This window comes from Allochromatium vinosum DSM 180 (assembly GCF_000025485.1).
Taxonomy (GTDB): domain Bacteria; phylum Pseudomonadota; class Gammaproteobacteria; order Chromatiales; family Chromatiaceae; genus Thermochromatium; species Thermochromatium vinosum.
On the sequence record NC_013851.1, the window covers coordinates 1,122,672 to 1,146,861 of the forward strand.

20 protein-coding genes and 2 tRNA genes are annotated in these 24,190 nt (G+C 65.3%); 14 read left to right on the plus strand and 8 right to left on the minus strand.

Annotated features, from left to right (window positions below):
• Position 1: 1 nt before the first annotated feature.
• The 7 genes from ALVIN_RS04825 to ALVIN_RS04855 form a co-directional block, all read right to left on the minus strand.
• Positions 2 to 2,038: a response regulator gene (locus ALVIN_RS04825; protein ID WP_012970192.1), complete on the minus strand. Its 2,037-nt coding sequence runs from the start codon at positions 2,036 to 2,038 to the stop codon at positions 2 to 4.
• A 155-nt stretch (positions 2,039 to 2,193) separates the two neighbouring features.
• Entirely contained in the window at positions 2,194 to 3,345 is a 1,152-nt protein-coding gene (locus ALVIN_RS16540) for a DUF4340 domain-containing protein (protein WP_012970193.1), read from the minus strand.
• A 3-nt stretch (positions 3,346 to 3,348) separates the two neighbouring features.
• Positions 3,349 to 6,258: a Gldg family protein gene (locus ALVIN_RS04835; protein ID WP_012970194.1), complete on the minus strand. Its 2,910-nt coding sequence runs from the start codon at positions 6,256 to 6,258 to the stop codon at positions 3,349 to 3,351.
• The gene (locus ALVIN_RS04840) at positions 6,251 to 7,189 is read right to left on the minus strand and encodes an ABC transporter ATP-binding protein (protein WP_012970195.1); all 939 of its coding nucleotides are present in this window, start codon (positions 7,187 to 7,189) and stop codon (positions 6,251 to 6,253) included. Before ALVIN_RS04840 ends, ALVIN_RS04835 begins: the two co-directional genes overlap by 8 nt.
• 244 nt (positions 7,190 to 7,433) lie before the next feature.
• Positions 7,434 to 9,041 carry a sensor domain-containing diguanylate cyclase gene (locus tag ALVIN_RS04845; RefSeq protein ID WP_012970196.1) on the minus strand — a complete coding sequence of 536 codons (1,608 nt, stop codon included), beginning with the start codon at positions 9,039 to 9,041 and terminating at the stop codon, positions 7,434 to 7,436.
• A 77-nt stretch (positions 9,042 to 9,118) separates the two neighbouring features.
• Positions 9,119 to 10,105 (minus strand): YhdH/YhfP family quinone oxidoreductase, encoded by a 987-nt coding sequence (locus ALVIN_RS04850; RefSeq protein WP_012970197.1) that lies wholly within the window; start codon positions 10,103 to 10,105, stop codon positions 9,119 to 9,121.
• 120 nt (positions 10,106 to 10,225) lie between these two features.
• A complete protein-coding gene (locus tag ALVIN_RS04855; protein ID WP_012970198.1) occupies positions 10,226 to 11,749 on the minus strand; it encodes a fumarate hydratase in 1,524 nt (507 codons plus the stop codon).
• Positions 11,750 to 12,000: 251 nt separating this feature from the next.
• Between ALVIN_RS04855 and ALVIN_RS04860 the strand changes: the two genes are divergently transcribed.
• The 13 genes from ALVIN_RS04860 (at position 12,001) to yiaA (ending at position 22,081) form a co-directional block, all read left to right on the plus strand.
• Positions 12,001 to 12,077 (plus strand) — tRNA-Val (locus ALVIN_RS04860).
• Between the two features lie 192 nt (positions 12,078 to 12,269).
• Complete coding sequence (gene thrS, locus ALVIN_RS04865; RefSeq protein WP_012970199.1) at positions 12,270 to 14,189, plus strand: threonine--tRNA ligase; 1,920 nt, start codon at positions 12,270 to 12,272, stop codon at positions 14,187 to 14,189.
• A 60-nt stretch (positions 14,190 to 14,249) separates the two neighbouring features.
• On the plus strand, positions 14,250 to 14,783 hold the full coding sequence (gene infC, locus ALVIN_RS04870; protein ID WP_012970200.1) for a translation initiation factor IF-3: 534 nt from the start codon (positions 14,250 to 14,252) through the stop codon (positions 14,781 to 14,783).
• A 163-nt stretch (positions 14,784 to 14,946) separates the two neighbouring features.
• Positions 14,947 to 15,144 carry a 50S ribosomal protein L35 gene (gene rpmI, locus ALVIN_RS04875; RefSeq protein WP_012970201.1) on the plus strand — a complete coding sequence of 66 codons (198 nt, stop codon included), beginning with the start codon at positions 14,947 to 14,949 and terminating at the stop codon, positions 15,142 to 15,144.
• 32 nt (positions 15,145 to 15,176) lie between these two features.
• On the plus strand, positions 15,177 to 15,533 hold the full coding sequence (rplT, locus tag ALVIN_RS04880) for a 50S ribosomal protein L20 (RefSeq protein ID WP_012970202.1): 357 nt from the start codon (positions 15,177 to 15,179) through the stop codon (positions 15,531 to 15,533).
• A 133-nt stretch (positions 15,534 to 15,666) separates the two neighbouring features.
• Positions 15,667 to 16,698 carry a phenylalanine--tRNA ligase subunit alpha gene (gene pheS, locus ALVIN_RS04885; RefSeq protein ID WP_012970203.1) on the plus strand — a complete coding sequence of 344 codons (1,032 nt, stop codon included), beginning with the start codon at positions 15,667 to 15,669 and terminating at the stop codon, positions 16,696 to 16,698.
• Positions 16,699 to 16,817: 119 nt separating this feature from the next.
• Complete coding sequence (gene pheT, locus ALVIN_RS04890) at positions 16,818 to 19,196, plus strand: phenylalanine--tRNA ligase subunit beta (protein WP_012970204.1); 2,379 nt, start codon at positions 16,818 to 16,820, stop codon at positions 19,194 to 19,196.
• Positions 19,197 to 19,202: 6 nt separating this feature from the next.
• Positions 19,203 to 19,502, plus strand: coding sequence for an integration host factor subunit alpha (ihfA, locus tag ALVIN_RS04895; RefSeq protein WP_012970205.1), 300 nt, complete (start codon positions 19,203 to 19,205; stop codon positions 19,500 to 19,502).
• A complete protein-coding gene (locus ALVIN_RS04900; RefSeq protein WP_012970206.1) occupies positions 19,483 to 19,857 on the plus strand; it encodes a MerR family transcriptional regulator in 375 nt (124 codons plus the stop codon). Before ihfA ends, ALVIN_RS04900 begins: the two co-directional genes overlap by 20 nt.
• A 40-nt stretch (positions 19,858 to 19,897) precedes the next feature.
• A tRNA-Pro gene (locus tag ALVIN_RS04905) sits at positions 19,898 to 19,974 on the plus strand.
• Between the two features lie 289 nt (positions 19,975 to 20,263).
• The gene (locus ALVIN_RS04910; RefSeq protein WP_012970207.1) at positions 20,264 to 21,265 is read left to right on the plus strand and encodes a hydrolase; all 1,002 of its coding nucleotides are present in this window, start codon (positions 20,264 to 20,266) and stop codon (positions 21,263 to 21,265) included.
• Positions 21,266 to 21,314: 49 nt separating this feature from the next.
• Entirely contained in the window at positions 21,315 to 21,620 is a 306-nt protein-coding gene (locus ALVIN_RS04915; RefSeq protein ID WP_012970208.1) for a YebG family protein, read from the plus strand.
• A 20-nt stretch (positions 21,621 to 21,640) separates the two neighbouring features.
• Positions 21,641 to 22,081, plus strand: coding sequence for an inner membrane protein YiaA (gene yiaA / locus ALVIN_RS04920; protein WP_012970209.1), 441 nt, complete (start codon positions 21,641 to 21,643; stop codon positions 22,079 to 22,081).
• Between the two features lie 315 nt (positions 22,082 to 22,396).
• On the opposite strand, the gene ALVIN_RS04925 is transcribed toward yiaA, so the two are convergent.
• Complete coding sequence (locus ALVIN_RS04925; RefSeq protein ID WP_012970211.1) at positions 22,397 to 23,362, minus strand: ADP-ribosylglycohydrolase family protein; 966 nt, start codon at positions 23,360 to 23,362, stop codon at positions 22,397 to 22,399.
• A 296-nt stretch (positions 23,363 to 23,658) separates the two neighbouring features.
• On the opposite strand from ALVIN_RS04925, the gene ALVIN_RS04930 reads away from it, so the two are divergent.
• Entirely contained in the window at positions 23,659 to 24,138 is a 480-nt protein-coding gene (locus ALVIN_RS04930) for a cupin domain-containing protein (RefSeq protein ID WP_012970212.1), read from the plus strand.
• The last annotated feature ends 52 nt before the right edge of the window (positions 24,139 to 24,190 follow it).

Here is a 24,190-nt window from a genome sequence, read left to right on the forward strand (position 1 = left end):
GTCACTCCAGCGGATCGTCACCGTGCCGGACGAACCGCTGGATCAGTTCCTCCAGAATCGTCGGATTGAGCGGCTTGACGATATGCGCGTCGAGACCGAACTCCAGACAACGCTCGCGCTCGCTGTCCAGCCCCAGCGTACTCAGGCCGATGATGGGTGTGCGTCTCGCGCCCGGTTCCTCCAGGCGGCGCATGGCGCGCGCGACCTCGATCCCGTCGACGTCCGGCAGGTAGAGATCCAGGAAGACCAGATCATAGGCCTCGGATCGGAACTGCTCGATGGCCAGTCCGCCGCTGTTGACGATCAGCGTCTCGTGCCCCCACTCCTGGAGCAGGGTGCTGGCGAGCTTCTGGTGCAGCAGACCGCTCTCGACGAGCAGGATGCGCAGACGCTGGCGGTACTCGACCAGCGTGTGCCGCGTGAGCAGTGGACGTGCCTGTCGGGACGCATCCAGGGGCATGAGCAGTCGTGTGAGCAGTTCGCGCAACTCGCGTGGCGAGGCCGGTTTGGTGAGGAAGGCGTCGATCCCGACCTCTCGGCAACGCTGAGCGTCGCCGCGCTGTCCGATCGAGGCCAGCATCAGGAGTGCCGACCGTTCGGTCGGGCGTTCTGCCCTCAGACGGGCCGCCAACTCGAATCCGTCGAATTCAGGGAGCGTGGAATCGAAGACATAGACATCGAACCCCTGGCCCTGTGCCAGATCCAGGGCCTGACGCCCTGTGCTCGCCTCCTGGACCTCGAATCCCCAGTGTTTGAACCAATAGGCCAGTGTGCGGCGTGCGATGGTCTGGTCGTCGACGAGGAGCGCGCGTCGGCCCGGCCAGCTCGCCAGTGGTCGTGGAGCGGCTTCGCTGGAGTCTAGGCGGATGAGCGGAAGCATGAGATGCAGGCTTCCGGAGTCCTGGGTCTCGATCCACATCCGGCCGCCCAGGCGCTCGACCAGGCGTGCGCAGGTGGTCAGACGCAATCCGCTGTGGCTGAAGGCCGGTGCCTGTACCGCCTCGGTCGTCGCGGCAGGATCGATCAGACGTTGGAGTTCGGTGAGCGGACGTCTGAAGCCCAGGATCGAGAACTGGATCCAGTCCAGCGACGGATCCTCGCTGGTGAGTCGCCGTGCTTGAACACGGAGCTTGTCGTCTTGACCGAAGACGAGCGCGGCATTCCAGAGCGTGGTCAGCACCTGGCGGATGCGACCCGGATCGCCCTGGCTGTGGGTCGGCAGGGCGTCGAGTCGTTCGTAGTGGATCTCGTGTCCCTGGCGTCCCGCGTTGGTCGTGAGCGCATCGATCAGATCGGCGACCAGCACCGATGGGTTGAAAGGAATCTGCTCGATGGTCATTTGACCGGTCTCGATACGCGCGAAATCGAGCAGTTCGTCGATCTGGCCGAGCAAGCGGGCGGTCGCTGAACGAATGAGATCGAGATAATGACGCTGGGTCTGTTCGAGTGACGTATGGAGCGTCAACTCGCTGAGTTCGAGGATGTCTTTGACCGGAACGCGGATCTCATGGCCGATGTCGGCGAGACGCTGGTTTCTGGCGCGATACGCTGATTCGATTCCGTGCTTGAGTTCGGTGCGGCGGCGTGCGCCGCGCGCGGCCTGGGCCAGCATCATGGCCACCAGGGCCAGTCCCTGCTGGAGGTCGGATGTCGGCTCACCAGCTGTCGCCGGACGGACGAGGATCAGGAGACCGAATCCGGGGAGCCGCGCGGCCAGCACATGGCCCATCTCGCCCGCATTCAGGATCGGGAGTCCCAGGGGGCGCTCGGCCAGAGCCGTTTCCAGCGAGCTTGGCGACCAGTCGTCCCAGAAGGCGCCATAGAGCGGGTTGCGTGGCAGGGCTTCCGGATGCAGGCAGACGAGAGGGGGCTGTTCCGGTGGGGTGGAGACCGGAGACTCCAGCACAGCGGCTCCGCTCGCATCGAGCAGGCGCACCATCTCGGCCAGAAAACGCTGGAGCATCGGCTCCAGTTCCAGTGAGTCATCGATCGCCCGCGACAACTCGCCGAGCAGCTCGTAGGCATTGGAGGGGGTCATGATCGTCGATGGTCCGAGCGGGCGTTGCGCGATGTTCGGGTGACTCCGGGGGCCGTGGAGCGCCCCCGTCGAACCCATTCAACGAGTCACTATAGTCAAGTCGCCCCGCTTCGTCATCCTGGGACGATGGTGTTGGCGGTCCCTCGCCGTCGGATTCAGTCGGCGTCCGTGTCTGATGCCGGGCCGGGGGGCGTGCTGCCCGGAGCCGGTGTCTCGTCCGTCACAGGCGAGTCAGGCGCGGAGGATTCCGGTTGCGCGTCGGTGCCTGTCGTCGGCTCGGGCTGGACGATGAGCGTGGATCGATCCAGGTCGACCCATTCCATCAGATCGTATTTCGACAGCCTGAAGGCTTGGGGGCGCTTGGCGTCCTTGAGCACAGAGTCCTCGCTCCCGGCGAGTCCGGCGATCCGGTAGGTGCGCGATTCACCCTCGCTGAGTTCGATCTTCAACTCAAGCACAGGCTTTGACGCGTCCTCGGCTGGGGCCTCTGTCGCGGCGAAGACATCGCGATAGCTGAGGTTGGCCAGGGTACGCACCAGCTCGCGTGCCTTGTCCTGTTCCAGAGGCTCGTTCTCACCTGCATTGGCCAAACGCCAGCCCTCACCGTCCTTCTCCAGGCGCCAGTCGGCGCCTTCGATGGCGGTGATCTGTGTCTGATCGAGGCGCAGCTGCCCCTGGTCGAGCCAGTCGACACGGCGGTTGGAGACGTCCGCGATCGCCAGATCCAGCTCGTAGACGGCAGAGTCGTCCGCCGGACGGCCGAACAGACGCTTGAAGCGCGGTGTTTCACCCAGGATCAGGGTCGCGATCGGTCCCTGTGCGCCTTCGAGCGTCAGGCGTCTGTTGAAGCCGGTGTCGGCGACCTTGAAGCGTTCGCGCGCCTCGGCGCTGGTGGCCACGGGCAGCGGGCGTTTGAGCGCGGCCAGCGTGGTCAGGAGCTGATCGGCCTTGAAGCCGGCGGCGGGGAAGTCGCCCAGTTCGCCGATCACCCAGGCGCCGCCGTCGCGCCGTTCGAGGCGCACCGGATCGGCGCCGTCCGTGCCTTCGATGCGGATCGCCGTCACCTGCGCCGGCTCGAAGTCGATCAGCGGCGTTTGCGGCGCGAAGGCGCGCGTGCTCGGGGCGCTCAGGCTCTGGCCGAGCGCGATCAGCAGTTGCAGGGCGAGCAGTCCGGCCAGCCCCATGACCAGGGGCGCGCGCAGATCCGGACGCCAGCCGAGATCGGCCTTGGGCATCGGAGTCTTGGTGTCAGCGGCGGTCGGCCCGCTCGCCGATTTCGAGAGGGATGTCGTATTGGTCGCTGTCATGACTCACTGACCTCCTTGACCCAGGATGGCGGCATGGTAGCGGGCGCGACGGGCGCGGGCGCGACGATGCAGCGCGTAGACGAGCGCCAGTCCGCCGAGTGCCAGCAGATAGTTGAGCGACTCCCAGAAGAGGCGCGCCTCGCGGCCGATCGGATCGAGCAGACGCCCGAACTGCCCCTGACCGCGTAGCGACAGCAGTCCACGGTCCTCCAGCGACCAGTCGATGGCGTTCTGGACCAGTTCGAGCGGCTTGAGATAACGGCTCTGGGTGGCCTCGTTGGCAAGACTGATGGCGGTGTCGCCGAGGAAGCTGGACGAGCCGATCAGGATCAGCCGCGCCGACTCGGGCGAGCTGTCGATGACGCTCGAGATCACTGGCGGCCTGGAGGCTTGCGGACTTTCGGCGTCCTCGTTTTCGTCGCTGTCGGATTCCGGCCTGGTCTCGTCTGTGGCGAGCAAGGGCGAAGGCTGACCGGCGAACGGCGAATCGAACCGTCCTTCGACAGCCACGGCCAGCAGCTTGCGTCCGCGATCCTCGCCCTTGGGGAAGCCGAGCGCACCATGGGCCTCGAAATCGGGCTGCATGTTCTCCGAGTCACTGCTCCAGGCCGCCTCCGAACTCTGGATCAGGCGCGTGACCCGGCGGGCCGCGTTCTTCGTCGCATTGAGCGTGATCGGCGAGGACCAGTTGAGCGTGATCTGGCCCAGACCGGCCGTGATCGGGCTGTCCTCGGCCAGCCCCTCGCCCCGGATGTCGGGGAAGTAGGGATAGTCGAGCGTCTGGATCTCCTGGACCGTGAAGCCGCCCAGATCGCGCTGGACCGGGATCGGGAAGGGTGTGTTGCGCGGGTCGAGCACCAGGCTGGATTCGAGCGTCAGGCCGTGATGCGCGAGCCAGTCGCCCAGCCCGGTGTCGATCTTGCGCGCGCCGATGGCGCCGCCGGTCAGATCCAGATTGAAGCTGGACGCGGCCAGGATCACGGTCCCGCCCTGCATCAGGAACTGATCGATGGCGAAGCGCTGTTTCTCGTCCAGCGACTCGGGACCGACGACCAGCAGCAGATCGGCGTCCTCCGGCGCCTGGCCCGAGGTGAGGTCGGTCTCGCGCAGGTTGAAGCTGTCCTGGAGCGTCTGACGCAGCAGGCTGTAGTCGTCGCCCGTCGAGCCGCCCATGCCGAAGGGGTTGGGCTTGGGGGCGGGCGCGAAGAGCGCGACGGTACGCAGCACGCCGGGCGCGAAACGCTTGATCGCCGACTCGATCGAGCGGCTCAGCCCGCTGCGGTCGAGCGATTCGGGCAGCGGCACCGGGACGCTCCGGGCGCCGTCCTCCAGCACCAGATAGAAATAGAAGGGCGTGGGATCGAGCAGGCTGACCACCAGCGGCTCGAAGCCATACTGCGCCTGGATCGTCTCCGCCAGGGTGCCGTCGCCGGCCGTCGGGTCTTGAATCTCGACGCTGAAACGGCCGTTCGACTGTGATTGCAACTCACCCAGGATCGACTCCAGATCGGCGCGCAAACCGGGCAGCGGCTCGGGCAGCGTGTCCGGCGCCGAGACGAAGGCCTTGAGCGTCAGCGGCTTGGACAGGTTGGCGAACAGATCGCCGCCGCCCTGATAGCCTTGGAGCACCTTGCGGATGGTGCGCGTCAGGTCGTACTCGGGATGGCGCAGACGCACGTCGAGATCCGTCTCGCTGCGCACCTTGACGTCGATCAGATCCTGGAAGCTCAGGGTCTCGTACTGATCGCCGTACTTGATCAGGATGTCGAAATAGGAGTTGACCACGGCGGCCTGATACTTGGTCGCGGTCTGGAAGGCGACCGGACGGATGCCGTACTGCTCGCCGGCCTCGCGCTCCAGCTCGGGCGAGTGTTGTGGATCGACGATTTCGACCCGCACCCTGTCGCCGCCGGCGATCTGATATTCCTCCAGCAGGTCGCGCAGTTGCGGCACCAGCGGCGCGAGTAGCGGATGGGTCTGGGCGCTGAAATAGCCCCGGATCAGCAACGGTTCCTGAAGCTGATCCAGATAGCTCCGGGTCGCCTCGGAGAGGCTGTAGAGCCGGCCCTCGGTCAGATCGGCGCGCGCGCCGGTCACGCCCTGCATCCAGAGATTGGCCGCGATCAGGTTGGCCACCGCCAGCCCCGTGACCAGGGTCCAGCGCCTGTGATGACGCGGATTGGCCTCCGGTTCGGCCCAGCGCAGACGTTCCAGACTGTGGATGGTGAGCGCCAGGAACACGCCGGTCAGGCTCAGATAGTAATAGAGATCGCGCACATCGATCACACCGCGCGTGATCGACTCGAAGCGCGCCCCGCTACCGATCAGGCGCAGGATCTCACCGCCGCCGTGCCCGACCAGACTGGTGAGCGCCGGCGAGCCGATGACATAGAAGGCGGCGCTGACCAGGGTCGCGCCGATCAGGGCCACGATCGGATTGTCCGTGCGCGCCGAGACGAACAGCCCGATGGCGACATAGGCCGAGGCCAGCAGCAGCGCCGCCAGATAGGCGCCGATGACCGGACCCCAGTCGAGCGGTCCGAGCAGCGAGACGGTGATCGGTAGCGGCAGGGTCAGCGCCAGCGCCACGGCGACCAGCCCGAGCGCGGCCAGAAACTTGCCGAGCACCAGCCTGGGCGTGGCCACCGGCAGGGTCAGCAGGTTTTCGAGCGTCCCGGCGCGCCGCTCCTCGCTCCACATGCGCATGGTGAGCGCGGCGCACAGAAAGATCAGCAGGATCGGCATCCACTCGAACAGCGGGCGCGCATCGGCGATGTTGCGGGCGAAGAAGGCATCCACCCAGAAGAAGACGAACAGCGACACCGCCAGAAAGGTGCCGATGAAGATATAGGCCACCGGCGAGCCGAAGAAGGCCGCCAGCTCGCGGCGGGCCACGCGGACGATCTCAGCCATGGGTCGCCTCCATCCGTTCCAGGGTCACAGCGCCGAACAGCGCCTCCAGGTCTTGGCGCTCGGTCTCCAGTCCATGCAGCGACCAGCCCCGCTCGCAGAGGACGCGGGCGACGCTGGGTGCGGCGGCTTGGGCGTCTTCAGTCTCCAGGGCGAAGCGTCGGCGCGTGCCGTCGACGTCCAGCGTGACGACCGAGCCGATGCCGTCCAGCGCCGACAGCACCGGCAGCGCTTCGCTCGGGGCGCGGTCCAACGTCACCACCAGACGCGGTCGGCGCCCGATGGCGTCGAGCCGGCTGTCGAGCGCCAGCTGACCACCGCGCATGATGAGCACCCGCCCACACACCGCCTCGACCTCCTGCAGGATGTGGGTCGAGATGATGAGCGTGGCCTCGCGCGCCAGCTCGCGCACCAGGGCGCGCATGTGCTGGATCTGCGCCGGGTCGAGTCCGTTGGTCGGCTCGTCGAGGATGAGGATGCGCGGCTCGTGCAGGATCGCCTGGGCCACGCCGACGCGCTGACGGTAGCCGCGCGACAGGGTGCCGATGGCGGCGGTGGCTTTCGGGCCGAGTTCGGTGCGCTCGACGGCGCGGCGGATCGCCGCCGGGCGTTGCGCAGGCGCCAGCCCCAGCAGCGAGGCCTGATAGTCCAGTGAGTCGAGCACCGTCATCTCGGGATAGAGCGGACAGTTCTCGGGCAGATAGCCGATGCGGCGTTGTGCCTCGCGGCGTTGTTCGGCGATGTCCAGTCCGTCGATCGTGATCGTTCCGGCGCTCGGTTCGAGATAGCCGGTCAGCATCTTCATGATGGTGGTCTTGCCCGCGCCATTGTGGCCGAGCAGACCCACGATCTCACCTGTGTCGATGCTGAACGAGACGTCCTGGACCGCCTTGAGTGCGCCATAGTGGCGACTGAGGTGGCGAACCTCGATCATTGAGTCTCTCCTGTCTCGATTGCTCGCGGTGTCTTGGAGGGTGGGGCGCGGCGGCCCCATACGGGCGCGGATTTCAACCAAGCCGGTCGTGGTGCGCAAGTGGGCGCTGGTACAGGAATGGGCGCAGCACCTGTAAGCTTGGCAAAAAAACCAACTCAATCAGAATGTTGAGCGATATAAATCAAAGCTGGACGCTCGGTTAAACTTTGTTAAGGCCGGCCTGACGGAGGCTGTGCTTTCGATCTCAGTCGTCCGCCCAACAGAAACGCCCCCGCCCAGCCTCCTTGGCGCGATACATGGCCATGTCGGCTGCCGTCAGCAGGGCATCCAGGGTCCGCTCGCCGTGATCGAGCACGAGACCGAGCGAGGTGCCCAGACGGCAGTCCTGGTCCTGAACCCGAACCGGCCGCTCGAAGACACCCAGGCATTTGCGTGCCACCAGTTCGGCGACCTCGCGGGCCTCATCCGGGTCGAGATCCGCCAGCAGGATGACGAACTCGTCACCGCCGATGCGTGCCAGCGTGTCCTCGCCACGGATCACTCCGCTCAAGCGCTTGGCGGTCTCGCACAGGGCGGCGTCACCGGCTCCATGCCCGAGACGGTCGTTGATGGCCTTGAATCCATCCAGGTCGAGATAGAGGATCGCCAAGCCGTACCCATGGCGCTGTGCACGCGACTGTGCATGCTGGACATGGGTCGCCAGCAACTGGCGATTGGGCAGCCCGGTCAGGCCGTCGTGCCGGGCCAGATACTCCATCTCGGCACGGCTCTCCAGCAGTTTCTCCAGGACGCGATTGAAGGCGGCGGTCAAATGACCGACCTCGTCGTCGCGTGCCACGGGCAGAGGAGCGAGCGGGATCTCGCCGCGCGTCATGCATTCGGCGTGATGTGCCGCCTCGCGCAGCGGACGCAACTGGTGGCGCAGTCCGATCACCATGACGAGCAGGAACACGCATGCCAGGATGGCGCCGATCGTCAGCATGAAGTCGCTCAGACGCTCGATCGGTGCGAACAGCTCACGGGTGGGGATGCGTGCCACCAGGAACCAGCCGCTCGTAGACACCGAAGCGATGGCGGCCAGCTCCTCGATACCGCCGGCGTTGACGTCGATGCCCACGCCACGAAAGCCCTGCATCGCCATGTCGTGCTGACGATGCAGGCCCTCCTGGGGTGTCGGCGTCAGCGTGATGTCCCGAAACGAGGCGCCGATGAACAGCCGGTCGCGCGGTGAGGTCAGGATGAATCCTCCGGAGACGCCGACCCGGGTTTCATAGAGCGCCTGGAGGAAATTGGGCGATTTCAGTCCCGAGACCCCGACCAGCACGGCCCGCACCGGCCCATCGGCGTCGCGCAGGGGCACGGCCATCGGCAGGACCGGCGCCTTGGATGCCGAACTGAACAGAGGGCGGCCGATCGCGAACTCGCCCTGGATCGCCTGACGGAAGTAGTCGCTGTCTCCGAGCGACAGGGCGTCGCGGCCTGGCACGGACGGATGGTCGGCTATCACCCGGCCAGACTCGTCGAGCACCACCAGCCCCTCCGAGAACAAGGGATTGACGGCCTGATGTTCCGCCAGCCTGTCGCGCAGGGCGGTTCCATCCTCCAGAAGCGCCGGCGGCAGATGCCCGGCGACGTGCCGGAGCAGTTCGCGACGATTCAGGATGTCGCGGTCGATCTGAGCGGCGACATAGTTGGCCAGCGTCAGCAGTTGGTTCGAGGTCAGCTCGGTGAGATCCTGGCGCAGATGGCGGTCGAGCAGTCCGAACAGGATGAACGCATTGAGCAGGATGATGGCCATGCCCAGCAGGATCAGGCGCTGGGCCATGCTCTTCGGATTGATGAGGCGTGGCATGCGTTTGGATCGGTGCTCCGATAGGGGGCGGCGGCGACGCGCGGTTTCGCCGCGCCCCGAACAGCGTGGCGCGCTACTCAGAGTCGGACCAGGATTCGTCCATGTGTCTGGCCGGCGAGCACACGCTCGAAGACCTCGGGCAGTCCGTCCAGCGCGACGGTTTCGCTCAGCAGCGCGTCCAGGTTCGCCGGCCGCCAGTCGTCGGCCAGATGTTGCCACAGCTCGGTACGCAGCGGGTTGGGGACATCCACCGAGTTGCACCCGAGCAGACTCACGCCACGCAGGATGAAGGGCATGACGGTGGTGTGCAGTTCATGCCCGCCGGCCAGCCCGATGGCGGCGATGTTGCCGCCGGGAACCGTGGTGCGGGTGATCTGGGCCAGGATCTCGCCGCCGACGTTGTCGATGGCGCCGCCCCATTCGGCCTTCTCCAGCGGTCGGGTCGCGCCGGCCAGGGCTTCGCGGCCGATGACGCGCGAGGCGCCCAATCCTTTCAGCCAGTCGTGCAGATCCGGCTTGCCCGACAGCGCCACGACCTCGTAGCCGAGCCGGGCGAGGATGACCACCGCCATGGAGCCGACCCCGCCGCTGGCGCCCGTGACCAGGATGGGTCCCAGCTCGGGGCGCTGACCATTGACCTGCATCCGCTGCACGGCCAGCGCGGCCGTGAATCCCGCCGTGCCCAGGATCATGGCCGCGCGTGCATCGAGTCCCGTCGGCATGGGCACCAGCCAGTCGCCGGGGACACAGAGGTATTCGGCATAGGCGCCGTCGTGGTCGAAGCTCAAGCCCCAGCCGGTGGCGATGACCGAATCCCCGGCCTTGTAGTTCGGATGCCTGGAGACCTCGACCTCACCGGCCGCATCAATGCCGCCGACCAGGGGAAAGGTGCGCAGGATCTTGCCGCGACCCGTGCCGGCGAGCGCATCCTTGTAGTTGACGCTGGAATAGCGGACCCGGATCAGTACCTCGCCCTCGGCCGGTCCCGGCTTGGGTAACCGCTCGATGCCGGCGTGATGGCCCTGGTCGTCGTTGTGAATGCGGAAGGCTGAATACAGATGCATCGGGTATGACCTCGGGGTGATGATTGTTTGGAACCGCACAGACACGAAGGGCGCAAAGCATTCGAACGCTTCGACGCCCTCAATGGTTCTTACGTCTCCGTGTCTGGTGTCCGGCGCGGATCAGGCCACCGTCACCGGAATCCCCGCGATCCGTTCGCGCCACTCGGCCGGTCCGGTCTGGTGCACCGATTCGCCCCGGCTGTCGACCGCGACCGTCACCGGCATATCCTCGACCTCGAATTCGCGGATCGCCTCCATCCCGAGATCCTCGAAGGCGACCAGCCGCGAGGACTTGATGGCCTTGGAGACCAGATAGGCCGCACCGCCGACCGCCATCAGGTAGACCGCGCCATGCCGTTTGATCGATTCGATCGCCGCCGGTCCGCGCTCGGCCTTGCCGATCATGCCGATCAGTCCAGTCTGGCCGAGCATGACCTCGGTGAACTTGTCCATGCGCGTGGCCGTGGTCGGTCCGGCCGGTCCCACGATCTCGTCGCGCACCGGATCGACCGGGCCGACGTAATAGATGAAGCGATCGGTGAGATCCACGCCCTCCGGCAGGGACTCGCCGCGCGCCAAGAGATCCGCGATGCGCTTGTGCGCCGCATCGCGCCCGGTGAGCAGCCTGCCTGAGAGCAGCAGCCGCTCGCCCGGACGCCAGCTCGCGATCTCATCGCGCGTGAGTCCGTCGAGATTCACGCGCCGTGCCGCGCTGTCGGGCGCCCAGGTGATCGCCGGCCAGTCTTCCAGGCGCGGCGGTTCGAGCTGCACCGGGCCAGAGCCATCTAGGACGAAGTCCAGATGGCGGGTCGCGGCACAGTTGGGGATCATGGCCACCGGCAGCGAGGCGGCATGGGTGGGATAGGTGAGGATCTTGACGTCCAGCACCGTGGTCAGTCCGCCGAGTCCCTGAGCGCCGATACCGAGCGCGTTGACCTTCTCGAACAGTTCCAGACGCAGTTCCTCGACCGGATCGGCGGGGCCGCGTGCCTGGAGTTCATGGATGTCGATGTGTCCGAGCAGGGATTCCTTGGCCAGCAGCATCGCCTTCTCGGCCGAGCCGCCGATGCCGATGCCGAGCATTCCGGGCGGACACCAGCCTGCGCCCATGGTCGGCACGGTCTTCAGCACCCAGTCGACCAGACTGTCGCTCGGGTTGAGGATGGCGAACTTGGCCTTGTTCTCCGAACCGCCGCCCTTGGCCGCGAGCCGTACCTCGACCTGATCGCCGGGCACCAGCTCGACATGGACCACGGCCGGGGTGTTGTCGCCGGTGTTCTTACGCGCACCGATCGGCGGGGACACGATCGAGGCGCGCAGCACATTGTCCGGGTTCAGGTAGGCACGGCGCACGCCCTCGTCGACCAGCGCCTGGAGGCTCTGCTTGGTATCCCAGCGCACGTCCATACCGACCTTGAGGAAGAGCACCACCGAGCCGGTATCCTGACAGATCGGTCGCCGGCCCTCGGCGCACAGCCGCGAGTTGTAGAGGATCTGGGCCATGGCATCGCGCGCGGCGGGCGACTGCTCGGCCTCGTAGGCGGCACCCAGCGCCTGGATGTAGTCGCGCGGGTGATAGTAGGAGATGAACTGGAGTGCGTCGGCGATGCTCTGGATGAAATCGGATTCGCGGATGATGGTCATGATGGCTCGGGTTTGCGGGAGATTCGAGGGTATTTTGCGGCAGTGTATATCAGCGGCCCATCGAACCTGAAACGCAGACCGATTCATCAGCCGACTCAGACTTTTCTGATAGTTTTCAACTGCGCGCGCCCTCGATCAGGGCCGGGTCTGTCATCGGGGTCGCACCTGTTTGCGGACCCCTGTCACAGGTCACTGCAAAAAAGACTTGCAGTCGTCGGAATCGGCCTGTATTATGGCTGTCTCTTGACGACAGGCGCGTAGCTCAGTTGGTTAGAGCACCACCTTGACATGGTGGGGGTCGTTGGTTCGAGTCCAATCGCGCCTACCAACACCGGCTGCCAGCTTTCAGCGATCAGCTTTCAGCATGAAAACCGGCTGAGAGTCTTTCGCTGAAAGCTGGCAGCTTTTTTATTGCCCGCATTTCGAGCCGCGTCAGTGTAGCATCGATCCCCGATGCCGGGCGTCTCGAAAGACTCACGCGATCCCTCGTATCGATCGCCACTGAAACCCAGGATCCAAGATGCCTCTGATTACGCTCCCCGATGGCTCCCAGCGCTCTTTCGAGCAGCCCGTCAGCGTTCATGATGTCGCCGCCGCCATCGGCCCGGGTCTGGCCAAGGCCGCGCTCGCCGGTCGCGTCGACGGTCGGCTCGTCGACACCTCCCATGTCATCGATCGCGATGCCGCGCTGGCCATCGTCACCAGCAAGGACGAAGAGACCGCACTCGAACTGCTGCGCCACGACGCCGCCCATGTGATGGCGCAGGCCGTGCAGGAGCTCTATCCGGGCGCCCAGGTCACCATCGGCCCGGCGATCGAAAACGGCTTCTATTACGACTTCGCCCGCGATGAGCCCTTCACGCCCGCCGATCTGGAGCGCATCGAAGAGCGCATGCACGAGATCGTCAAGCGCGATCTGCCCATCGTGCGCGAGATCATGGACCGCGAGGAGGCCAAGCGCGTCTTCGCCGAGCTGGGCGAGCACTACAAGGTCGAGATCATCGACGACATCATCCCGGCCGGCGAAGCGGTCTCGATCTACCGCCAGGGCGACTGGTTCGACGTTTGTCGCGGCCCGCACCTGCCGAGCACCGGCAAGCTCGGCAACGGCTTCAAGCTGATGAAGCTCGCCGGCGCCTACTGGCGCGGTGACTCGCGCAACGCCATGCTGCAACGCATCTACGGCACCGCCTGGCGCGACAAGAAGGAACTCAACGCCTATCTGCATCGCCTGGAAGAGGCCGAGAAGCGCGATCATCGCAAGCTCGGCAAGCAGCTCGACCTGTTCCACTTCCAGGACGAAGCGCCCGGCATGGCCTTCTGGCACGCCAAGGGCCGCGTGGTCTATCGGCTCGCCGAGACCTACATGCGCGAGAAGCTCGACGAATACGGCTATCAGGAAGTCGAGACCCCGCAGGTGCTCGACCGCTCGCTGTGGGAGCGTTCCGGCCACTGGGACAAGTTCGCCGGCGGCATGTTCACGACCCATCTGGATGACCGTGATTTCGCCATCAAGCCGATGAACTGCCCCGGTCACATCCAGCTCTACAACCAGGGTCTCAAGAGCTATCGCGACCTGCCGCTGCGTCTGGCCGAGTTCGGTGTGGTGCATCGCAACGAGCCGTCCGGCACCCTGCACGGTCTGATGCGTGCGCGCCGCTTCACCCAGGACGACGCCCACGTCTTCTGTACCGAAGACCAGCTCCAGTCCGAGGTCGCGACCCTGATCGACATGGTGTTCGAGACCTATCGGGATTTCGGTTTCGACGCCATCGATCTGGCCCTGTCGCTGCGTCCCGAGCAGCGCGTCGGTGCCGATGAACTCTGGGACAAGGCCGAGGCCGCGCTCGCTCAGTCGCTCGACGACAAGGGGCTGACCTATCGCATCCAGCCGGGCGAGGGCGCTTTCTATGGCCCCAAGATCGAATTCACCCTGCACGACAGCATCGGGCGTGCCTGGCAGTGCGGCACCATCCAGGTCGATTTTTCGATGCCCGGTCGTCTCGGCGCGCACTATATCGCCGAGGACAACAGCAAACAGACGCCGGTGATGATCCATCGCGCCGTCCTCGGTTCGGTCGAGCGCTTCATCGGCATCCTGATCGAGCACTATGCCGGTCTGCTGCCCGTCTGGCTCGCGCCGGTGCAGGCGGTGGCGCTCAATATCACCGACCGTCAGGCCGACTATGTCAAGGAAGTCGTTAAGACCTTGCGCGACAAGGGCTTCCGCGCTGAGTTCGACTTGAGAAACGAGAAGATCGGCTTTAAAATCCGCGAGCACACCCTGCAGCGGGTTCCCTATCTGCTCGTGGTCGGAGATCGCGAAGTCGAGACCCGCTCGCTGTCGGTTCGCGACCGCCAGGGTCAGGATCTCGGCTCCTTCAGCCTCGATGCCTTTATCGAGCGTCTGAGCCAGGACGTCGCGAACCGCATCCATTGATGGACGGTTGGGCGAATCGAGCCGTTCGGCCATTCGCTTAAGCCGTGTTTATTTGAGTTTTTGGAGGAACCTGCTATCGCCGCGCCAAAGAGAAACCGCGTCAACAGAGAGATCAACATCCCGGAAGTCCGGCTGATTGGCGCGGATGGAAATCAGGTTGGGGTCGTCAACACACGCGAGGCCATCGCCATGGCCGAAGAGGCGGGTCTGGATCTCGTCGAGATCGTGCCGACCTCCGAACCGCCGGTGTGTCGTTTGATGGATTTCGGTCGGTTTCTCTTCGATCAGAAGAAGAAAAAGAACGAGGCCAAGAAAAAGCAGAAGCAGGTTCAGATCAAGGAAGTCAAGTTTCGCCCAGGGACGGATGAGGGAGACTATCAGGTCAAACTACGCAACCTGACCCGTTTCCTCAATGAAGGGGACAAGGCCAAGGTCACCATGCGCTTTCGTGGGCGCGAACATGCCCACCGCGAACTCGGGCTGGAGCTGCTCCGGCGGATCGAGAGTGATCTGGCTGAATTCAGCATCGTCGAACAGCAGCCGCTCATGGAAGGTCGGCAGATGGTCATGGTGCTCGGTCCCAAGAAGAAATAGCGACGCTCCGACACGCGAGCCTTCCTGAATTCCCAGGTCGAATCGAGTCAGGCATCGGGCACCATCGGGTGCCCGATGCGTTCTTGATTTCATTTGATTTCAATGGAACTCGCGTGTCACGTCGCCTCACAATCATCGGCAAATAGCGGAGTCATCCAGTCCCATGCCCAAGATCAAGACCAATCGAGGAGCCGCGAAGCGCTTCAAGCGCACGCCCTCCGGTGGTGTCAAGTGCAACGCCTCGCACCGTCGTCACATCCTGACCAAGAAGTCGACCAAGCGGAAGCGTCAACTGCGCGCGCCTCAGCGCGTCCATCAGTCGGATTTGCGTGCCGCGCGGCGCATGATTCCGTACTGCTAGATTGCACTGAACCCCAGACCGGAGAGTAGAGAATGCCAAGAGTCAAACGCGGCGTCACCGCCCACGCGCGGCACAAGAAGATCCTCGAAGAGGCCAAGGGCTATTATGGCGCCCGAAGCAAAGTCTTCCGGGTCGCCAAGCAAGCGGTCATCAAGGCCGGCCAGTACGCCTATCGTGACCGTCGTCAGAAAAAGCGCGAATTCCGCGCGCTCTGGATCGCCCGTATCAACGCCGCCGCGCGTGACAACGGTCTGTCCTACAGCCGCCTGATCGACGGGCTGAAGAAGGCCGGCGTCGAGGTCGACCGCAAGATGCTCGCCGACATCGCCTATCACGACAGCGTCGCCTTCGCGGCGCTGGCTGAGCAGGCGAAGGCCGCCCTGGCCTGATCCGGCGCCAGCCGCTGTCGACACAGAGGGAAAGGCCGAGGTCTTTCCCTCTTTGCTTTGATCCGTTCCGCTCCCCGCCCGGCGTCTATCTTGGGTGCCGCGAGGCCAGGGAGTCGATTTTCCGGAGACCACCATGGCCGAACAGACCGCGCTCGGTATCCAGTCGCTCCAGGAGGCCGCGATCCAGGCCATCGCTCAGGCCGCCGACGCGGCGGCGCTCGATCAGGTGCGCGTGCACTATCTGGGCAAGAGCGGTGAGCTGACCGCCCTGCTCAAGCAGCTCGGCACCTTGCCGCCGGCCGAGCGCCCAGCCGCCGGCCAAGCCATCAATCAGGCCAAGGACGCCGTGCAGCAGGCGATCGAGACGCGCAAGTCCGCGCTCGAACAGACGGCGCTCGCCGCGCGTCTGGCCGCTGAGCGCATCGACGTCACTCTGCCCGGACGCGGACAGGCGACCGGCGGGCTGCATCCCGTGACCCGTGCGCTGCGCCGGATCGAGCGGCTGTTTGCCAACGCCGGTTTTGCCGTGGTCGAAGGCCCCGAGGTCGAGGACGCCTATCACAACTTCGAGGCGCTCAACATCCCCGAGCACCATCCGGCGCGGGCGATGCACGACACCTTCTATTTCGATGCCGAGCGGCTGCTGCGCACCCACACCTCGCCGGTGCAGATCCGGGTGATGGAAGAGCAGGCGCCGCCGCTCAAGGTGATCGCTCCGGGGCGCGTCTATCGCTGCGACTCGGATCTGACCCATACCCCGATGTTCCATCAGGTCGAGGGGTTGCTGGTCGACGAGCAGGTGAGCTTCGCCGATCTCAAGGGCGTGCTCTACGATTTCCTGACCAACTTCTTCGAGCGCGATCTCAAGCTGCGCTTCCGGCCGTCCTACTTCCCCTTCACCGAACCCTCGGCGGAGGTCGACATCCAGTGCGTGATGTGCGACGGCGACGGCTGCCGCGTCTGCAAGCAGACCGGCTGGCTGGAAGTGCTCGGCTGCGGCATGGTCTATCCCGAGGTCTTCCGCCATGTCGGCATCGATCCGGAGCGCCATCTCGGCTATGCCTTCGGCATGGGCGTGGAGCGGCTGGCCATGTTGCGCTACGGCATCGACGACATCCGGCTCAACTTCGACAACGATCTGCGCTATCTGCGTCAGTTCCGTTGAGCGTGGCGTGACCGGCGAGCGGATCGAGCCGCGCCTGCGCCGTCCGTCGGGGTCAGACACCAATCATCTGGTTTTCATTTTGCCCGAGGCCGAGCAGGCGTCGGGGTGGGGAGTGGGACATGCGATTCAGTGAGGCATGGCTGCGCGAATGGGTGAACCCGCCGGTCGATACCCAGCGCCTGGCCGATCAACTCAGCATGGCGGGGCTGGAGGTCGACGCGGTCGAACCGGCGGCGCCTGTTTTCAGTGGGGTCAAGATCGGCCATGTGCTCAGCGTCGAGCCGCATCCGGACGCTGCCAAGCTGCGTGTCTGCTCGGTCGATGTCGGCGAGGACGCGCCGCTCCAGATCATCTGCGGCGCGGCCAATGTCGCGGCGGATATGAAGGTGCCGGTGGCGACCATCGGGGCCTGTCTGCCGGGGGACTTCAAGATCAAGCGCGCCAAGCTGCGCGGGGTCGAGTCGTTCGGCATGATCTGCTCGGCGAGCGAACTGGGTCTGGCCGAGTCCTCCGACGGCATCCTGCCGCTGCCTGCTGATGCGCCCCTGGGCGAAGATTTTCGTGCTTGGCTCGCGCTCGACGATCAGTGCATCGAGGTCGATCTGACGCCGGATCGCGGCGACTGTCTCGGTCTGGCGGGGCTGGCGCGCGAAGTGGCGGTCATCAATCGCGTGCCTCTGACGCCGGCGGCTATCAAACCGGTCGCGCCGACCAGCGACGAGCGTTTCCCGGTGCAACTGTTGGCACCCGAAGCCTGTCCGCGCTATGTCTGCCGCGTCATCCGTGGCATCGACCCCAGCGCGACCACGCCGCTGTGGATGCGCGAGCGGCTGCGGCGCGGCGGCATTCGCGCCATCAGCCCGGTGGTCGACGTCACCAACTATGTGCTGCTCGAACTCGGTCAGCCGATGCACGGCTTCGACCTATCCAAGCTTGCGGGCGAGATCCGGGTACGCATGGCGAGCGAGGGCGAGACGCTGGCGCTGCTCAACGGCGAACAGGCGACCCTGCGCGCCGACACGCTCGTCATCGCCGATGCCGAACGCCCGGTCGCGCTCGCCGGCATCATGGGCGGCGCGGAATCCGGTGTCGGTGACGAGACGCGCGACATCCTGCTCGAAAGCGCCTTCTTCGCCCCGCTCGCCGTCAGCGGCAAGGCGCGTAGCTACGGTCTGCACACGGATTCCTCGCATCGCTTCGAGCGTGGCGTCGATCCCGAACTCCAGGTGCGCGCCATCGAGCGTGCCACGCGGTTGCTGCTCGACATCGTCGGCGGCCAGCCGGGGCCGGTGTGCGAGGTCAGCGCGGCCGAACATCTGCCGCGCCCGACGCCGCTGCATCTGCGTGCCGAACGGGTGGCGCGGATTCTGGGTCTGCAACTGCCCAACGCAACCATCGAGGACATCCTCGAACGGCTCGGTATGGCCGTCGAGCGATGCGATGACGGCTGGCAGGTCACGCCGCCGAGCGCACGTTTCGATCTAGTGCAGGAGGTCGATCTGATCGCCGACATCGGGCGTATCCACGGCTATGACCTGATTCCGATTAGTCACGCCAGCTCGGCCTCGGCCACCCAGTCCGACTCCGAGACCCGCTTCGAACTCGACCGCGCGCGTCTGGCACTGGTCGATCGCGGGTTCCAGGAGGTCATCACCTACAGCTTCGTCAGTCCCGAGATCCAAGAACTGGTCGAGCCGGGCATCGAGACGCTCAAGCTGGCCAATCCGATCAGCGCCGAACTCTCGGTCATGCGCACCAGCCTCTGGCCGGGACTGCTGCAAACCGCCGTCTACAACCAGGCGCGGCAGATGGAGCGGGTGCGGATCTTCGAGAGCGGACTGCGTTTTCGCTTCGGCCCCGAAGGTCTGACCCAGACGCCGGGGATCGCCGGCCTGGTGGTCGGTGACCGGCTGCCGGAGCAGTGGAGCCAGAAAGGGCAGGGTGTCGATTTCTTCGATCTCAAGGCCGATGTCGAGGCGCTGCTGACCCAGACCGGCGCGTCCGCGTCCTTCCGCTTCGTGCCCGCCGAGCATCCAGCGCTGCATCCGGGGCAGACCGCGCGCATCGAGCGCGATGGTCGGACGGTCGGCCTGATCGGGATGTTGCATCCGGCGCTCGCCGCGCGGCTCGATCTGACCGGCGACCTGTTCCTGTTCGAGCTCGATCTGGCTCCGCTGACACCGGGCGTGCTGCCGCGCTACGCCAAGATCTCGCGCTATCCCGGTATCCGGCGCGATCTGGCGATTCTGGTCGACCAAGGGGTCAGCTACGAAGCGGTCGAGCAGTGCATCCGTTCGGCCGCCTCGGACCTGCTGCGCGATCTCATCCTGTTCGATGTCTACACTGGTCAGAACATCGAAACAGGTCGAAAAAGTCTCGCTTTAGGATTGATTTTACAGTCGTCTTCTCAGACACTTACAGACGAAATCATAGATGCGACGGTGGGGCGGATCCTGGAGCGCCTGACCGCTGAACTCGATGCACGCTTGAGGGATTGAACGGGTATGGCCTTGACCAAAGCCGATATGGCCGAGCATTTGTTCGAAGAGCTTGGCCTGAACAAACGCGAGGCCAAGGACATCGTCGAGATGTTCTTCGAAGAGATCCGCGCCGCGCTGGAGCGCGGCGAGCAGGTCAAGCTGTCCGGGTTCGGCAACTTCGATCTGCGCGAGAAGAAAGAGCGCCCAGGGCGCAATCCCAAAACCGGCGAGGAGATCCCCATCACCGCCCGGCGTGTCGTGACCTTCCGTCCGGGCCAGAAGCTCAAGTCGAGGGTGGAAGCCTATGCGGGAACCGAGCGATAGCCTGATCGGAACGAGCGACGGCGAACTGCCGCCGATCCCCGGCAAGCGCTATTTCACCATCGGCGAGGTCAGCGAGCTGTGCGGCGTCAAGCCGCATGTGCTGCGCTATTGGGAGCAGGAGTTTCCGCAGCTCAAGCCGGTCAAGCGGCGCGGCAATCGTCGGTACTATCAGCGTCATGACGTGCTCATGGTGCGCCAGATCCGCAATCTGCTCTATGAGCAGGGGTTCACCATCGGCGGCGCCCGTCAGCAGCTCAGCGGCGAAGGCGCCAAGCAGGATCTCAGTCAGACGCATCAGATTCTGAGACAGATGCGGCTCGAACTCGAAGAGATCCTGCATGTGCTTCGGCGTTGACGCCGGCTATGCGACGGCGTATGATTCCGCTTCTTTCGAACGGGGCGTAGCGCAGCCTGGTAGCGCACCTGAATGGGGTTCAGGTGGTCGGAGGTTCAAATCCTCTCGCCCCGACCAATAAAATCAAGCGGTTAGCTGAGAAATCAGCTGGCCGTTTTGCATTTTTGGGGTGCTGAACGATTTTGTAGTCGCGTCTGTAGTCGCGTGAAATCTTGGGTAGCGGCGACGCCCTCCAGCCGCTGGATCGATTGCCCATAGGCGCGGCCAGTCCTGGCCGCACGGGCGGCTTCCCTTGGCTGGCCTGAGTCCATTGAGCGAATGGCGCTGGTCGTGGTCGCGGGACCGCGCCGGTTATACTCAGCCTCCCCAGCGGAACCCGGATCGCCATGACCAGCGAGGCCTTTGCATGACCTCACCGCGCACCACGGGCCGCCTCACGACAAGCCGCTTCCGCCCGGCCTGGTGGCTGCCCGGTCCTCATCTTCAGACCCTCTGGCCCAGTCTGATGGGTCGGCGACCGCGTCTGGCGCTGACGCGGCGCCGGATCGAACTGGCCGACGGCGATTTCATCGATCTGGCTCTGGGTGCGCCATCCGGTCCACGGGTGCTGGTGATCCATGGACTCGAAGGCAACCTGGAGTTGCACTACGCGGGCGGTCTGATGCAGACGCTCGCGCACGGCGGCTTCCAGCCGATCTTCCTGTTTCTGCGCGGGTGCTCGGAGGAGCCGAACCGGCTCGATCGCGCCTACCATTCGGGCGCGAGCGCCGATCTGGCCGAGGTGCTGGAGGTCTTGAGCCGCGATCCCGAGGGCGCGCCGCTGGCGGCGATCGGCTTCTCACTCGGAGCCAATCTGCTGCTCAAGTATCTGGGCGAGACGCCCGCGCCACGGCTGCAACGGGCGGTAGCCGTGTCCGTGCCCTTCGTGCTGCGCGATGCCATGCTGCGGCTGGATCTGGGTGGCTCGCGCCTCTACCGGCGCTATCTGCTGGGCAGGCTCAAGGCCAGTCTGCGGCGCAAGTTCGCCGAGCGCCTCTTCCCGTTGGATGTCGATCTGGACGCCATCCGCGACTTCAACCAGTTCGACGACCAAATCACCGCGCCGCTCAACGGCTTCGCCGGCGTCTTCGACTATTACACGCGGGCCAGTTGTCGACCCTTTCTGGCCAGCATCCACACGCCCACGCTCATCCTCCAGGCGGCGGATGATCCCTTCATGTTCCCAACCACAGTCCCTTGGGCGCATGAGCTCGGTCCCGGCGTGACGCTCGAACTGGCCGCGCACGGCGGGCATGTTGGGTTCGTCGCCGGAACTTGGCCCTGGAAGCCGCACTACTGGCTCGAAACTCGTGTGCTGGAGTATCTGCGAATCCAGGATCTGTCGTGCGTTCAAGGGACGCAACCCTGAGCGCTATACTCCCCATCCCAGCTACTGATGGCCAAAACGGGGCCGCACTATGATCGAAATCGAATACATCGTCCGTGACCGCCGGGGAGTGGAACGCTTGCGCACTGCCGACAAGAAGGCCGCCGAAGCCTATGACCGCATTCTGGAGAACGCCGAGCGGCTGGCCGACTGGCTGCGCGCCGGATCGGTGTTGCCGAGCCTGCCCGATGACGAGCTGGAGACGCTGACGGTACATCTGGCGCGTCATGCGCGCGAGGTTGAGTTGATCCTGAAGGGCAAGCCAGTGGAGTCCGGGGCGGATCCGGTGGTCAGCGAACCGGCGCCCAGGGTGACGCCAATCAAGGCCACTGGTTGAGACAGTTTCTGGGGATAGCCATGAAACCACCGCCGGCACAACGACCGACCAGCGCTTTCATCGGCGCCTCCTGGAGCGCCTTGTTCATCGGCGCGCTGGCTTACCTCATCGGCCTTTGGAACGCGCCGATGCCGCTCAATGAAAAGGGCTACTATTTCACGCTGCTGATGTACGGTCTGTTCTCGGCGGTGTCGCTGCAAAAATCGGTGCGGGATCGACTCGAAGGCATTCCAGTGACGGGACTCTATTTCGGTCTGTGCTGGCTGTCGCTCGGATTGGCGGTATTGCTGCTGGCCGTCGGTCTCTGGAATGCCTCCTTCGCGCCCAGTGAAAAAGGCTTCTATGCGATGTCCTTCATCCTCAGCCTGTTTGCGGCGGTGGCGGTGCAGAAAAATGTGCGGGACATGGCTCGGTGGCGCGAGGACTCACCGGCGCATGAAGCGAAGGACAACGCGTCCTGACCATCACCGGTCAGACTCGGCTCACTGACGCGACGGCGTGTCGGCTGTGCCGACGGTTGCATCAAGCCGCGTCCGCCCTCCAGGATCACCATGACATAGGACTCGGGCTTGCCGAGCAGGTCGGCGACCGTGCGCGAGGCGCGGGCCAGCAGCTCGGGGCGGGAATCGGCGGCGATCTCGACGTTGGTCAGCAGGCGCAGTGTGGGCATGGACAGGATCTCTGGCGATTGGACGTGACAGCGGTGGTTATACTTCAGTCCGCACGCCGCCGACAGCCGAGCCTGCAAGAAGTCGTCATGGGTGCCAACCCAGACTTCAATCGATCGTCTCCAGTCCCGCCAGCTCCAGTAGCCCATCGGCCAGACGGGCGATGGCCTCGGCGTGCGTCAGTCGGGCGCGCCAGGGCGCGGGAATCGCCGCCACGCCATAGTAGGTGCCAGCCAGCTGGCCATAGATGGCCCCGGTGGTGTCGGCATCCTCGCCCAGATTGACCGCCTTGAGCGCCCCGTCCGCGAAGCTGTCGCTGGTGTGGAAGGCCCACAGCGCCGCTTCCAGCGCCTGGACCACATAGCCGGTGCCCCGGATGGTCGGGGGATGGCGCTCCTTGAAGGAACCGGCGGCGATCGTGGCGATGGCGGGAGCCAGGGGCGTGGCGTTCCAGTCGACACCCACGGGGGCGAAGTGCGGGGCGAGCAGCACGGACTTCTCTACGCCCTGGAGGGCACCGATGAGAAGTCCGGCATAGTAGCGGCAGGCCTCGACCGCCTCGGCCGCTCCATGGGTGGTGCGCGACATCTGCCCGGCCTGTTCCACGGCGGCGACCGGATCACGGGCGAAGGCCAGGGGTATCGGGGCCAGCCGCATCAGCGAGCCGTTGCCAGCGGTGTGCGGATCGGTCGCGCCGGCGAAGGGATCGCCGGTGTCGATGAAGCGGTTCAGGGCACCGGCCACGGTGTTGCCGATGTCGAAGCAGCGCCCGGTGCTGCTCCAATAGCCCTCGTCCCGCCAGCGCCGGTAGCGGCGCATCTGATCGGCGGCCTCGAAGCCCCGGCATTCGATCAGGCTCTCGGCCAGACACAGGGCCATCGAGGTGTCATCGGTCCACTGGCCGGGGGCGAGCCGGAAGGGACCGCCGCCGATCATGTCCGTGATCGGTGCGAAGGTGCCGGGACGGGTGAACTCCAGCGTGGTGCCGAGAGCATCGCCGGCGGCCAAGCCCAGCAGGGCACCGTGATAGCGAGCGCGGAGCGTGGGCGTGCCTGAAGCCTTGTCAGTGGGCATGGGGGGATGTCCTCGATGGAATGTCCCGGTCAGCCGGAGCTGATGGACGATCATGACGCGGCTCCGATGTTTCCAGCCGCCGCCTTCGCCTTCTTCTCGAACACCTGCAACGCCGGCTCTCGGTTTCGATATCGAGGCAGAGCAACGCGGATTCGGAGGGCGCGGTCGGCTCCATCCAGTCCCCTTGGGCAGCGGGCGGTGTCCAGAATAGGCGTCTCAGGAATATTACAGGACGTGGCGTTGAGGCGGCGATTGGGAGTACGATCCGCCGGACATCGCCTGCATCGAGGACTGCCATGAGCCAACTGTCATCCCGGTGTTCGAGACACGTCCGCGCGTGCCTGATCTTCAGCCTGCTCGGCGGGCTGATCGCCGCTCCTGTGGCGGCCGACCAAGCCACGATTCCCGGCGTCGAGGTCGAGCGACTCGCGCGCTCCAGCCAGAGCTGGAACGGGCATCCGCTCCCGGCCTATCGACCGGAGCAACCCGAGATCACCCTTCTGCGCTTTCGCATCGCGCCGGGCGCCCGGCTGCCGCTGCATCAGCATCCGGTCATCAACGCGGGCGTGCTGCTCTCGGGTGAGCTGACCGTCGAGTCCAAGGCCGGCGAGATCCTGCACCTGAAAGCCGGCGAGGCGCTGATCGAACTGGTCGGGGAGCTGCACTTCGGCTACAACGCGGGCACCGAGCCGGTCGATCTGATCGTGTTCTATGCGGGTAACGTCGAGCAGCCGATCATGGAACTGGCCGATGGAGCGGCTGGCCATCAACACTGAGGATTCAGCCGGTCGCGCGCCTGATGGATCGTGACCGGGTTCTCGGACGCCA

Excerpts from the sequence above, each read along its gene's own strand:
- ALVIN_RS04825 (WP_012970192.1), bottom strand. The coding sequence starts at position 2,038 with ATGACCCCCTCCAATGCCTACGAGCTGCTCGGCGAGTTGTCGCGGGCG.
- ALVIN_RS16540 (WP_012970193.1), bottom strand. The coding sequence starts at position 3,345 with ATGACAGCGACCAATACGACATCCCTCTCGAAATCGGCGAGCGGGCCG.
- ALVIN_RS04835 (WP_012970194.1), bottom strand. The coding sequence starts at position 6,258 with ATGGCTGAGATCGTCCGCGTGGCCCGCCGCGAGCTGGCGGCCTTCTTC.
- ALVIN_RS04840 (WP_012970195.1), bottom strand. The coding sequence starts at position 7,189 with ATGATCGAGGTTCGCCACCTCAGTCGCCACTATGGCGCACTCAAGGCG.
- ALVIN_RS04845 (WP_012970196.1), bottom strand. The coding sequence starts at position 9,041 with ATGCCACGCCTCATCAATCCGAAGAGCATGGCCCAGCGCCTGATCCTG.
- ALVIN_RS04850 (WP_012970197.1), bottom strand. The coding sequence starts at position 10,105 with ATGCATCTGTATTCAGCCTTCCGCATTCACAACGACGACCAGGGCCAT.
- ALVIN_RS04855 (WP_012970198.1), bottom strand. The coding sequence starts at position 11,749 with ATGACCATCATCCGCGAATCCGATTTCATCCAGAGCATCGCCGACGCA.
- thrS (WP_012970199.1), top strand. The coding sequence starts at position 12,270 with ATGCCTCTGATTACGCTCCCCGATGGCTCCCAGCGCTCTTTCGAGCAG.
- rpmI (WP_012970201.1), top strand. The coding sequence starts at position 14,947 with ATGCCCAAGATCAAGACCAATCGAGGAGCCGCGAAGCGCTTCAAGCGC.
- rplT (WP_012970202.1), top strand. The coding sequence starts at position 15,177 with ATGCCAAGAGTCAAACGCGGCGTCACCGCCCACGCGCGGCACAAGAAG.
- pheS (WP_012970203.1), top strand. The coding sequence starts at position 15,667 with ATGGCCGAACAGACCGCGCTCGGTATCCAGTCGCTCCAGGAGGCCGCG.
- pheT (WP_012970204.1), top strand. The coding sequence starts at position 16,818 with ATGCGATTCAGTGAGGCATGGCTGCGCGAATGGGTGAACCCGCCGGTC.
- ihfA (WP_012970205.1), top strand. The coding sequence starts at position 19,203 with ATGGCCTTGACCAAAGCCGATATGGCCGAGCATTTGTTCGAAGAGCTT.
- ALVIN_RS04900 (WP_012970206.1), top strand. The coding sequence starts at position 19,483 with ATGCGGGAACCGAGCGATAGCCTGATCGGAACGAGCGACGGCGAACTG.
- ALVIN_RS04910 (WP_012970207.1), top strand. The coding sequence starts at position 20,264 with ATGACCTCACCGCGCACCACGGGCCGCCTCACGACAAGCCGCTTCCGC.
- ALVIN_RS04915 (WP_012970208.1), top strand. The coding sequence starts at position 21,315 with ATGATCGAAATCGAATACATCGTCCGTGACCGCCGGGGAGTGGAACGC.
- yiaA (WP_012970209.1), top strand. The coding sequence starts at position 21,641 with ATGAAACCACCGCCGGCACAACGACCGACCAGCGCTTTCATCGGCGCC.
- ALVIN_RS04925 (WP_012970211.1), bottom strand. The coding sequence starts at position 23,362 with ATGCCCACTGACAAGGCTTCAGGCACGCCCACGCTCCGCGCTCGCTAT.
- ALVIN_RS04930 (WP_012970212.1), top strand. The coding sequence starts at position 23,659 with ATGAGCCAACTGTCATCCCGGTGTTCGAGACACGTCCGCGCGTGCCTG.